Genomic DNA, 11,466 nt, shown 5'->3' with positions numbered 1-11,466 from the left:
GGTGAATGTATATCGGATTGGCCAGCTTGCTGAACTTGCGAATGTTTCGAGAAGAACCATTGACTATTACACACAATTAGGAATGCTGAACTATGAAAAAACTGGGTCAAGATATCGGTATTACACAGAAGATGCTTTAAATCGTCTTCAAATGATTAATCGGTATAAAGAACAGAATATGCCTTTGACTGAAATCAAGGAACGTTTACAAGTCTTGTCTGAAACCACTGTTGATTCTGAGCAAGTGCTCTTGATGGTGGACAAGCTATCTACAGACCTTAAAGGACTGGAGAATGAATTGCTGGAATTAAAGCCCTTATTGGAACAGCTCGATGAACAGCAATTAACATATGCTGCACAGCAGCTTTCAGTTCGGGGCAGCTCTTTATTGAGTATCCTTGCCATGCTCGCCTAAGATTTTTGCCGATTTCAACAAAAAGAGACCTGATTGGGTCTTTTTTTGTTGAACTGGTAGTTGAAAACCATTATTTAAAATAACAATTCAAATTCCTGGTGATTACCTGAGCTTTATATACGATAGCGGTACTTTATTTTGGATGAACTGACTCTATAGATCTTTTTTCGACAAGGATGAAGGATATAAGGGAATGGAAAAAGAAGAACTTACATATCTACTATTATATGAAGAGGTGAATGGGAATGATTGGATCGATAGTTACGACGGTAAAAGGACATCTTCAAGGTACTATGGAAAACGATATATGCGTTTGGCGTGGAGTCAGGTATGCGAAAGCGCCGATTGATGGTCTGCGTTTCCGTTCTCCGGAGCCAGTTGATAATTGGAGCGGTGTCATGGATGCGGTGGATTTTGGTCCCGTTCCCCCGCAGCCGACGGATCGGGCGGTAAGAACGGGAATGAGCGGAAATGAAAAAATGGATGAGGATTGCTTGTTCCTGAATATTTGGTCGCCTAGGGCTGATGATAAAAAACGCCCGGTAATGGTGTGGATTCCTGGAGGAGCATATATAACGGGAGCTGGATCCCTTGATATGTACAATGGGCGCTTACTGGCTAAAAATGGAGATGTAGTCGTAGTAAGCATCAACTATAGGCTGGGGGCACTGGGATATCTGGATTTTACCGAGTTGGCAGATGAAGGGGAAATATTTGAAAACAATTTAGGTTTACGTGATCAAGTTGCGTCTTTGAAATGGGTTAAAGAAAATATAGAAGCTTTTGGGGGCGACCCTGATAATGTTACGATATTTGGTGAATCAGCTGGTGGTAATGCGGTGACGACTTTACTAACTGTGCCTTCAGCGAGAGGTCTATTTAAACAGGCCATTGCAGAAAGTCCTGCTCCGACATCTGTTTATGGAAAAGGATTTGCGCGTCAATTCAGTGAAAGGTTCCTTGAAATATTGGGCATTGGAAAGGGTGAAATCCACCGGTTAAAAACACTTCCAGTTCAAGAGATTGTCGCTGCCTCCCACCGACTCTTACGGGAAAACTCACAAGCCATGCCAGGCTCACTATCATTTGGACCAGTCGTAGATGGTGACTTCCTGCCCGATTATCCACTAGAATCGATTCGATCCGGAAAAGCAAAGGGAATATCCTTGCTTATAGGAACAAATCGGGACGAAGCAACATTATTCGATCAGATGGAACCCCCGTTAATCCCAACTAATACGGCGATGATTCATAAAATGTTCGAAAATACTGATCCGGAGGCGGAAGAGCGAATTACGAATGCTTATACAAACTATCCAGAAAAGGAAGCTGTACTTGGCATTGGCCGTGATGCGACTTTCCATATTCCCTCGGTTTGGTATGCGGAGGCATACAGCCGCTTTGAAAAAACATGGATGTATCGTTTTGATTATAAAACGGCGGCAATGCGCATAAGTAAATTAGGAGCGACGCATGGAATGGAAATCCCTTTTGCTTTCCAGACTTTCGACTCGGCATTTGGGAAACGGATTGTTTCATATGGTTCAAGGTCAGCTGCCCTAAAGGTTTCCCATAGAATGCAGGGCCATTGGGTCAACTTTGCGAAATATGGAAACCCGAATCCCCCGGAAGGTGAAATTTGGCCGAAATATGATGAAACCAACCACTACACAATGATTTTTGATAAAAAGGATTATATTGAAAAAGATCCTGACAGAATGATAAGGTTGGCATGGGAAGGGGTAGGGATTTACAAGTGAAGAATAGTGGATTGGAAGGAAGCGGGGAGAACATGGATATCAATAATTTCATGTCAACGAAAGAGTATGCGAAAACTTTGGATCAGGAAGATCCATTAGTTTCTTACAGAGAGGAGTTCTATTTGAACCCCGGGATGATTTATATGGATGGCAACTCATTGGGACTTTTATCGAAGCGGGCTGAGAAAAGTTTAATGAAGTCATTGGAAGATTGGAAAAAGTATGGAATCGATGGCTGGACGGAGGGTGCCGAGCCCTGGTTTTACTTTTCTGAGAGATTGGGTGAATTGAGTGCCCCGCTGGTAGGTGCTTTGGCGGATGAAGTGATAATGGGAGGGTCGACTACAGCTAATCTGCATCAGCTTGCGGCCACTTTTTTTGAACCGAGAGCTGGCAGGAATAAGATTTTGGCGGATGAACTAACCTTCCCGAGTGATATCTATGCACTTCAAAGCCAGCTCCGATTGCATGGGCTTGATCCTTCGGCACACTTGGTTCAGGTGAAAAGCAGAGATGGTAAATTCCTTGAAGAAGATGACATCATTGCAGAGATGAACGAGGATATAGCGATGATTGTACTTCCGACGGTTTTATATCGAAGCGGTCAGATACTTGATATGGAGAGGTTAACGAAGGAAGCGCATGCACGTGGAATCATGGTGGGATTCGATGCCTGTCATTCTGTGGGTGTCATCCCGCATTTGTTTGACAACTGGGAAGTGGATTTCGCGTTTTGGTGTAATTATAAGCATTTGAATGGCGGACCAGGATGTGTAGCGGGGTTATACGTGAATCGTAAGCATTTCGCAAGGAAGCCTGGGTTGGCTGGATGGTTTGGTTCGCGGAAAGATAAGCAGTTCGATATGGAACATACCTTTACCCAGGCAAATTCGGCAGGTGCCTTCCAGATTGGAACTCCCCATATATTAAGCATGGCTCCCCTATTAGGCTCGCTTGAAATGTTTGCGGAAGCGGGGATAGAACACATTCGGAAGAAGTCCTTGAGGCTGACTCAATATCTTATGGATTTAATACAATCGGAATTAATGGGATATGGATTTGAAATTGGGAGCCCAAGGCATGAAGCAAAAAGGGGCGGTCATATCATCCTTGAACATCCAGAAGCTGCGAGAATATGTAAAGCATTGAAACAAGAAGCCATCATCCCCGATTATCGTGAACCGGATATGATTCGTTTAGCACCTGTCGCTCTTTATACCTCTTTTCAGGAAGTCTATGAAACTGTAAAGGTGCTTAAGAAAATCATGGACGGCAGATTATATGAAAACTATGAAAATAAAAGGGGAATCATTGCCTAGAATGGGAGCAACATATGGAGAAAAATAAGCTGCATCGTGAATTATCATCGAATCAAATCACCATGATAGCCATGGGATGTGCAATTGGCACCGGATTATTTTTGGGCAGCGGCCTTGCGATTTCAACGGCAGGTCCAAGTGTACTTATCAGCTATGCAATAGGTGCATTCATTGTCCTTCTGCTGATGGGCTGTTTGGCGGAAATGACTGTGGCCTATCCAACATCGGGATCCTTTGGAACCATTGCTGAAAAATATATAAGTCCATTTGCGGGTTTTGTTGTGAGGTATTCATATTGGATAGCGAATGTTCTTGCCATTGGTGTCGAAGTGAGTGCCATCGCTGTTTATATGAAATATTGGTTCCCGGCTGTGCCTGGAAGCATTTGGATTTTTCTTTTTGCTGCACTGCTAATCTATGTAAATGCGACGAGTGTCAATACATTTGGGAATTTTGAGTATGTATTTTCAATGATCAAGATAAGTGCCATTGTCATATTCATTCTACTGGGCGCCTATGTGGTAATTGGCGCCGAACCTTCAAGCGGGATCGGTGTAGAGAACTATGCCAATGATGGAGGTTTTATGCCTTTCGGATTTTGGGGGCTCTGGGTCGCCATATTCATTTCGCTCTTCAGCTTTTTGGGAACTGAATTGATAGCGGTGACGGCGGGAGAAGCAAAGGACCCGGATATAGCCGTACCCAAAGCTTTGAAGGCAACTGTCTTTAGGCTTGCCACTTTTTATGTACTGACTATCGGGATCATGTTGATCATTGTTCCCTGGCAATCTGCGGGTATTGATAAGAGCCCATTTGTTAAGGTAATGGAAACCCTGAATGTTCCCGGGGCATCGGGGATAATGAATTTCATTATTTTAACCGCTGCTTTATCTGCAATGAATAGTCAATTATATGCCTCCACCAGAATGATATTTTCATTATCCGAGCAACGGCAGGCTCCTGCCCTATTTCAAAAAGTGAGCAGGAAAGGTGTCCCGGTAAGGGCCCTTCTCATATCCACTTTAGGAATATTTCTTGCTGCAGGAGTAAAGGTCCTGCTTCCGGATACTTCATATGCATTCATGATGGGGATATCGATGTTCGGAGCCATTTTAACCTGGTTCATGGTGTTCATTTCCCATTTATATTTCAGGAAGAGGTGGGAGAAATCAGGGGGCCGCAAATTACCGGTTAAAATGTATGGATTTCCATATCTAACGATTCTTGGTGCATTTCTTTTGTTTGCTTTGACGGTTTCCACCTGGTTCACTGGCCCATTTAAAATCGTACTCCAGTTCGGGGTTCCTTGGCTGATCTTTCTTTGCATCGTTTATTTATTGATGTCGAAAATCAAAAGAAAGTAAAGGGAAAGAGGGATAGTATGGATAAGGGTCCAAGAGATGAACATCGTTTGGAAGAAAGTATGGTAACTGATTTTAAAAAAGATATGTCCTATGGGGACTACCTGCATTTAAATCAAATATTATCAAGTCAGCATCGGCTTTCCGGCCATCACGATGAAATGCTGTTCATCATCATTCACCAAACAAGTGAATTATGGATGAAATTGATCCTCCATGAATTGACTGCAGCAACTGATCATATTGTGGCAGGACATTTGGAGCCTTCCTTTAAGATGCTATCCAGAGTGGCCAGGATCCAACAGCAACTAGTTCAATCCTGGAATGTGCTTTCGACCTTGACGCCATCCGATTATATGGAATTCCGGGAGAAACTAGGAAACTCTTCAGGGCTTCAATCATTTCAGAACAGGTTGATAGAATTTGCGATGGGTCAAAAGAATTCGCAAATATTGGCCGTTTTCCGTCATCAGCCCGAGCTTCATGAGTCGATGATCGCGGCCTTGAATAAACCTAGTATTTATGATGCGGCTATAGGGGCTTTGGCTGCAAGGGGGCTTCCCATTGACCAACCGGTATTGAACAGGGATTGGTCTGTAATTTATCAGGAAAATGCAAGTGTTGAAAGCGCGTGGCTAACCGTTTACCGTGATGTGCATAACTACTGGGATTTGTATGAGCTGGCCGAAAAACTCGTTGATATTGGAAGTCAACAACAATTCTGGAGATTCAATCATATGAGCACCGTAGAACGGATCATCGGTCATAAAAAGGGAACTGGCGGATCGTCCGGTGTAAGTTATCTGAAGAAAGTGGTCGAACAGCCATTTTTTCCTGAGCTTTGGACATTAAGGACCAAACTGTAAGCTTTGACTGGAGGGGTGAACACATGAATCAATGGTTGGATATTTCTCAGCTTCTAAATGAAAATACGCCATATTGGCCAGGAGATACGCAATATTCATATCGGCTGAATTCATCAATGGCTGAAGGGTCTTCCGTCAATGTAGGGGAAATCCGGATGAGTACACATTTAGGAACTCATATTGATGCTCCCTATCATTTTGATGACAATGGAAAAAAAATCATCGAACTTGATCTTGATTTATATATTGGCACTGCTACCGTAGTAAAGGTGGATGCAGCTGAAAGCATTGGCATTAAAGCTTTTGAAGGCATCGACTTGACAGGGGTCCGGCGGTTGCTGGTGGCAACAGGTCAATGGAAGGACCTTAGCCGTTTTCCGGAATGGATTCCAGCGGTTGAACCAGATTTAGCTCCCTTCCTTGCAAATAAAGGGGTTAGGCTCCTTGGGCTTGATTTACCTTCAGTCGACTGTCTTGACAGCAAAGAATTGCCTGCCCACAATAAACTGTCAGGCTGTGGAATTCATATCCTCGAAGGGCTGGTCCTTGATGGACTGGAGCCTGGGCTGTACGATTTGGCTGCATTGCCGCTGGCATTGGAAGCAGGGGACGGGAGCCCGGTCAGGGCCGTGGTGAAAAAGAAAGGCTTATGAGGGGGATAAAAGGATGGGGAAAATTGGGGTTTATGGATCTTCCTTCGATCCGGTCACGAATGTGCATTTATGGACAGCATCCACCATTGCGCATCGTGCTAAGCTGGACAAGGTGTTTTTCCTGCCTTGCGCAAATGGCCGTATCGATAAACAGATGAAAACGAGCAATGAACATCGTTGGGAAATGCTCAAGCTGGCAATAGGGGGCAACCCGTTATTCGAAGTCAGTGATTATGAAATTAATGAACGTGCCGGAATGAGTAAACAATATACTTGGTATACGATGGAATATTTTAAATCACAATTTCCAAAAGATGAAGTTTACTTCATAATGGGTGCAGATTTACTTGAAGATATTGATAATCAGGAGTTGCCGGTACATTTACGATGGAAATTCAGGGAAAAATTGATTGCCAATCATAAATTCATCGTCATGGCACGGGATGGAATCGATATGCTGAAAATCATATCCAAAAGTCCATTGCTAAGGAATTATGATGATGGCAATACATTTCACCTTATTGATAAAGGCCTTTCCATGGAAATCAGTTCTACATATATAAGGGATGAATTCGCAATGGGCGGGGAACCACGATATTTACTGCCTGATCAGTGTTATCGGTATATCGTGGAAAATAAGCTGTATCAAAAATCATCAAATCCATAAGTGTTGGCCAGGTATTAAAAAGGGCTCGATCTCCCTGGTGGATCGAGCCCTTCTCATTTAGGGAATTTTTCAACCTGCAAAACATGAATGAATTTAATTAAAGGGACATGCAATACCTAGTTGACAACTTGGTGAACTTTGTTTTATGGTAATGATATACAAAAATCAAAATACTTGCTGATCAGAGAACTGAAGGCATACTATCTCCCGAAAAATAAATGAAGGGAAATAGAATGCCTTTTTTGCTGTAAAAAAAAGGGGGAAGCTCATGAAAAAGTTGATGTTATTGACAAGTTTGATTTTAGCCTTCGGTGTACTTGCTGGATGCAACTCGGAAAAAACGAAGGGGGACGGGACATCGAAGTCAGTAGAGCTTTTGAATGTGTCATACGATCCGACAAGGGAATTGTACCAGGAATTCAATGAAGCGTTCGTGAAGCACTGGAAAGAAGAATCAGGCCAGGATGTAACGATTCAACAATCACATGGCGGATCTGGTAAACAGGGCAGGGCTGTCATTGACGGATTGGAGGCGGATGTCGTTACATTGGCATTGGCTTATGATATTGATGCCATTTATGAAGCTAGTAACCTATTAGCGGAGGATTGGCAAAAACGTTTACCGGAGAACTCGACACCATATACATCAACGATTGTGTTTTTGGTGAAAAAAGATAACCCTAAAGGCATTAAAGATTGGGATGATCTGACTAAAAAGGATGTATCTGTCATTACGCCAAACCCAAAGACAAGCGGAGGGGCAAGGTGGAATTACCTGGCTGCATGGGCTTATGCGGAGAAAAATTTCGACAATGACGAAACAAAAGTGAAGGATTTCATGAAAAAACTTTATCAGAATGTTGAAGTTCTGGATTCAGGGGCCCGCGGTGCAACGACCACTTTTGTGGAAAGGGGAATTGGTGACGTGCTGATCGCTTGGGAGAATGAAGCCTATTTAACACTGGAAGAATTCGGTGATGACAAATATGAAATCGTCAACCCTTCAATCAGTATATTAGCAGAGCCACCAGTAGCCGTTATCGATGAAGTGGTCGAGAAAAAAGGAACAAAGGAAGTGGCCGAAGCCTACCTGGAATATCTGTATACGGATGCCGGTCAGGAAATTGCCGCGAAAAACTTCTATCGTCCAAGGGATGAGAAGGTTCTCACTGAATATGGAGACCAATTTGCCAATATCGATATGGTGACTGTTGATGATGCATTTGGCGGTTGGAAAAAAGCCCAGGAAACACATTTTAATGATGGTGGCACATTTGACGAGATTTATCAACAGCAATAAGCATGGAGGAGAAGGTGTGGCTTTAACATCTTCTCCTTCATAAATCGGAAAAAGGGTTGAGGCGAAGCGATGAATATAGTGACTGAAGGTAAACAGACGAAAAAGAGGACCATACCCGGTTTTGGATTGACGATGGGTTTTACGCTGCTGTATCTCACCATCATCGTTTTGATCCCGTTATCGATGGTTTTTTTAAACACATTTTCAATGGGCTTCCAAGATTTTTGGGCGACCATAACTGAACCGAGGGTTCTCGCTTCTTATAAATTGAGTTTCTTGACAGCGTTATCTGCGGCCTTTGTTAACGCAGTTTTTGGTGTGTTAATTGCCTGGGTGCTTACCCGTTATGAGTTTCCCGGCAAAAGGATCATCGACGGACTGGTTGATTTGCCTTTTGCCCTCCCGACTGCCGTGGCAGGGATTACGTTGACCACCTTGTATTCACCGAATGGATGGATCGGGCAATTTTTCAGCTTTAAAATCGCTTTCACTCCCGCAGGGATCATCATCGCCCTTATATTTATCGGTCTGCCATTCGTGGTACGGATGGTTCAACCGGTGCTTGAAAATATCGAAAAAGGGATGGAAGAAGCATCAGCCTCTTTAGGGGCGAATCGAATGCAGACATTCATTAAAATCATCTTCCCGGAATTGATTCCAGCGATATTGACGGGTTTTGCACTTTCTTTTGCGAGGGCACTTGGAGAGTATGGATCCGTTGTCTTCATTGCCGGAAATATGCCGTTTAAAACGGAGATTTCCCCGCTGATCATCATGACAAAGCTTGAACAGTATGATTATGAAGGTGCAACAGCTGTTGCAGCCGTCATGCTCATTATTACATTTATCATTTTGTTCACCATCAATATCTTACAATGGTGGACCGGTAAAAGATATTCAGGGAAGTAGGAGGGATATGATGGAAGATAAATCAGTGGTTGCAAAAGCGAATCACCCAGTCATTATTACGAGAAACGCAACTAAAGAGCCTAAATCCATACAGTGGATCCTCATTTCCGTTGTATTGCTATTTCTCACTTTGTTTTTAGTTGTTCCATTAATCGCAATCTTTGTAAAAGCCTTTGAAAAAGGTGCCGAAGCTTATTTTGCGGCCATTGCCCATCCTGATGCCGTGGCTGCGATTAAGTTAACATTGATCGTTGTCCTCATCACCTTGCCACTCAATGCCATATTTGGAGTGGTTGCTGCGTGGACCATAACAAAATATGATTTCAAGGGAAAAAACTTCTTAATAACATTGATAGATTTGCCTTTTTCCGTTTCACCCGTCATTGCCGGGTTGATTTTTGTCCTTCTGTTCGGCTTACATGGAACACTTGGTCCACTGCTGCAATCCCTTGACATTAAAGTGATCTTTTCAATACCAGGGATTGTCATCGCCTCCATTTTCATTACCTTCCCATTCATTGCACGCGAATTGATCCCGCTCATGCAAAGTCAGGGGACGTCTGAAGAAGAGGCCTCACTCACGCTCGGTGCGGGAGGGTTTAAGACATTTTGGTATGTGACGCTTCCCAATATAAAATGGGGACTTCTATATGGAGTCATCCTTTGCAATGCAAGAATAATCGGGGAGTTTGGAGCTGTATCGGTCGTATCGGGCCATATACGGGGCATGACCAATACGATGCCGCTTCATATTGAAATCTTATACAATGAATATCAATTTTCGGCTGCATTTGCCGTTGCATCCCTAATGTCAATCTTTGCAATCATAACCTTGATCATTAAAAGTTTCATAGAATGGAAAACAGACTTTAAAACGACCAAAGCAAGTTAGGAGGAATGAAATGAGTATCATCATAGAAAATGTTACAAAATATTACGGGTCCTATCAAGCACTCCAAAACATCAATCTGGAAATAAAGAGCGGTGAACTCGTAGCCCTTCTTGGCCCTTCCGGATCGGGAAAAACATCATTACTGCGTATCATCGCGGGTCTTGAACAGGCGGAGAACGGAAAAATCCTCTTCAATGAAGAGAATTATACGCATATGCATGTAAAAGATCGAAATGTGGGTTTCGTCTTTCAGCATTATGCCCTTTTTCGCAATATGACCATTTTTGATAATATCGCCTATGGATTAAAGGTCCGCCCCAGAAAAACAAGGCCAAGTAAAGATGTTATTGCACAAAAGGTTACCGAATTGCTTCAGCTCGTCAAGTTGGAAGGATATAAAGATCGTTATCCATCCCAATTATCAGGCGGCCAGCGCCAGCGTGTCGCATTGGCAAGGGCACTTGCGGTTGAACCGAATATCCTTTTGCTTGATGAACCATTCGGGGCATTGGATGCCAAGGTTCGCAAAGAACTCCGGCGTTGGCTAAGAAGGCTTCACGACGAATTCAATGTTACGAGTGTGTTCGTGACTCATGATCAAGAAGAGGCGATGGATGTTGCTGATCGGGTCGTAATCATGAATGAAGGGAAAATTGAACAGATTGGAACTCCGGAAGAAGTATATGATCACCCCGAAAATCCCTTTGTCTTTGATTTTCTAGGCAGTGTCAATCTATTCAAGGGCAACGTGCATAAAGGGAAATTGGTTACTGGCAATGCAGAAATGAGTGCCCCGGGCAGTGAAGATGGAGCGGGTACTGGTTATGTAAGGAATCATAACTTTATTATAGAAAGAGAACCATCGGAAAAGGATTCAATCGCATCCATAATTGAGCACATCCACACAATTGGCCCCATCGTCCGGATAGAAGTCATTCGGCAGGATACAAACGAACCGCTGGAAATCGAACTGATGAAAGAACAATATTTGAATCTGGAAATAAGCAAAGGGGAAAGGGTATTCGTCCGACCAAAAGAATTGAAAGTTTTTGTCGACTTTATGGCTGGAATTTAAGGATGGGTCGAATATTGACGAAAAAACCGCTGATGAGCGGTTTTTTTATTGGGAATGCCTGCGGAACTTCCAGCATGAAAGGTAAATGGGCTACAATCTGTTACAAAAGGGCTTCCTTGCATGCGCAAGTGGTTCGTTTTTGACTGCCAATAGTCCATGGTCCCTTGGTGCTAAATACTAGATAGAAAGTCTTGCATCAAAATACGAAGGGGGTTATGTAAGATATTGGATGTTTTATCACGTGAAAAA

The 11,466-nt window shown here is 43.1% G+C and carries 11 protein-coding genes; all 11 read left to right on the top strand.

All coding sequences use genetic code 11. The annotated features are described in order from the left end of the window. The first annotated feature begins 1 nt into the window (after window position 1). The 11 genes from ACIQ0C_RS20780 (at window position 2) to ACIQ0C_RS20730 (ending at window position 11,217) form a co-directional block, all read left to right on the top strand. A complete protein-coding gene (locus ACIQ0C_RS20780; RefSeq protein ID WP_252280239.1) occupies window positions 2–415 on the top strand; it encodes a MerR family transcriptional regulator in 414 nt (137 codons plus the stop codon). Between the two features lie 245 nt (window positions 416–660). Further along, on the top strand, window positions 661–2,175 hold the full coding sequence (locus tag ACIQ0C_RS20775; protein WP_403063431.1) for a carboxylesterase/lipase family protein: 1,515 nt from the start codon (window positions 661–663) through the stop codon (window positions 2,173–2,175). A gap of 32 nt (window positions 2,176–2,207) precedes the next feature. Further along, entirely contained in the window at window positions 2,208–3,494 is a 1,287-nt protein-coding gene (kynU, locus tag ACIQ0C_RS20770; RefSeq protein WP_403063548.1) for a kynureninase, read from the top strand. Window positions 3,495–3,508: 14 nt separating this feature from the next. Continuing rightward, on the top strand, window positions 3,509–4,858 hold the full coding sequence (locus ACIQ0C_RS20765) for an amino acid permease (protein ID WP_403063429.1): 1,350 nt from the start codon (window positions 3,509–3,511) through the stop codon (window positions 4,856–4,858). A gap of 17 nt (window positions 4,859–4,875) precedes the next feature. Next, a complete protein-coding gene (gene kynA / locus ACIQ0C_RS20760) occupies window positions 4,876–5,721 on the top strand; it encodes a tryptophan 2,3-dioxygenase (protein WP_403063426.1) in 846 nt (281 codons plus the stop codon). A 23-nt stretch (window positions 5,722–5,744) separates the two neighbouring features. Next, window positions 5,745–6,374, top strand: coding sequence for an arylformamidase (kynB, locus tag ACIQ0C_RS20755; RefSeq protein ID WP_403063423.1), 630 nt, complete (start codon window positions 5,745–5,747; stop codon window positions 6,372–6,374). Window positions 6,375–6,387: 13 nt separating this feature from the next. Beyond that, entirely contained in the window at window positions 6,388–7,041 is a 654-nt protein-coding gene (gene nadD, locus ACIQ0C_RS20750) for a nicotinate (nicotinamide) nucleotide adenylyltransferase (RefSeq protein ID WP_403063420.1), read from the top strand. A 268-nt stretch (window positions 7,042–7,309) separates the two neighbouring features. Next, window positions 7,310–8,341 carry a sulfate ABC transporter substrate-binding protein gene (locus ACIQ0C_RS20745; protein ID WP_403063417.1) on the top strand — a complete coding sequence of 344 codons (1,032 nt, stop codon included), beginning with the start codon at window positions 7,310–7,312 and terminating at the stop codon, window positions 8,339–8,341. Window positions 8,342–8,410: 69 nt separating this feature from the next. Further along, window positions 8,411–9,250, top strand: a complete 840-nt coding sequence (gene cysT, locus ACIQ0C_RS20740) for a sulfate ABC transporter permease subunit CysT (RefSeq protein ID WP_403063414.1) — start codon at window positions 8,411–8,413, stop codon at window positions 9,248–9,250. A gap of 10 nt (window positions 9,251–9,260) precedes the next feature. Then, window positions 9,261–10,142 (top strand): sulfate ABC transporter permease subunit CysW, encoded by an 882-nt coding sequence (gene cysW, locus ACIQ0C_RS20735; RefSeq protein ID WP_403063411.1) that lies wholly within the window; start codon window positions 9,261–9,263, stop codon window positions 10,140–10,142. 10 nt (window positions 10,143–10,152) lie between these two features. Next, on the top strand, window positions 10,153–11,217 hold the full coding sequence (locus tag ACIQ0C_RS20730) for a sulfate/molybdate ABC transporter ATP-binding protein (protein ID WP_403063408.1): 1,065 nt from the start codon (window positions 10,153–10,155) through the stop codon (window positions 11,215–11,217). Window positions 11,218–11,466 lie beyond the last annotated feature (249 nt).

This window comes from Peribacillus sp. NPDC096448 (assembly GCF_044762675.1).
Classification (GTDB): domain Bacteria; phylum Bacillota; class Bacilli; order Bacillales; family DSM-1321; genus Peribacillus; species Peribacillus frigoritolerans_B.
The sequence above is the reverse complement of the archived record's forward strand: the minus strand, read 5'-3'. Positions and strand labels throughout refer to the sequence as shown.

What these genes read in the sequence shown, in the direction of transcription:
- ACIQ0C_RS20775 (WP_403063431.1), top strand. Translation starts at nt 661, where the DNA reads ATGATTGGATCGATAGTTACGACGGTAAAAGGACATCTTCAAGGTACT.
- kynU (WP_403063548.1), top strand. Translation starts at nt 2,208, where the DNA reads ATGGATATCAATAATTTCATGTCAACGAAAGAGTATGCGAAAACTTTG.
- ACIQ0C_RS20765 (WP_403063429.1), top strand. Translation starts at nt 3,509, where the DNA reads ATGGAGAAAAATAAGCTGCATCGTGAATTATCATCGAATCAAATCACC.
- kynA (WP_403063426.1), top strand. Translation starts at nt 4,876, where the DNA reads ATGGATAAGGGTCCAAGAGATGAACATCGTTTGGAAGAAAGTATGGTA.
- kynB (WP_403063423.1), top strand. Translation starts at nt 5,745, where the DNA reads ATGAATCAATGGTTGGATATTTCTCAGCTTCTAAATGAAAATACGCCA.
- nadD (WP_403063420.1), top strand. Translation starts at nt 6,388, where the DNA reads ATGGGGAAAATTGGGGTTTATGGATCTTCCTTCGATCCGGTCACGAAT.
- ACIQ0C_RS20745 (WP_403063417.1), top strand. Translation starts at nt 7,310, where the DNA reads ATGAAAAAGTTGATGTTATTGACAAGTTTGATTTTAGCCTTCGGTGTA.
- cysT (WP_403063414.1), top strand. Translation starts at nt 8,411, where the DNA reads ATGAATATAGTGACTGAAGGTAAACAGACGAAAAAGAGGACCATACCC.
- cysW (WP_403063411.1), top strand. Translation starts at nt 9,261, where the DNA reads ATGGAAGATAAATCAGTGGTTGCAAAAGCGAATCACCCAGTCATTATT.
- ACIQ0C_RS20730 (WP_403063408.1), top strand. Translation starts at nt 10,153, where the DNA reads ATGAGTATCATCATAGAAAATGTTACAAAATATTACGGGTCCTATCAA.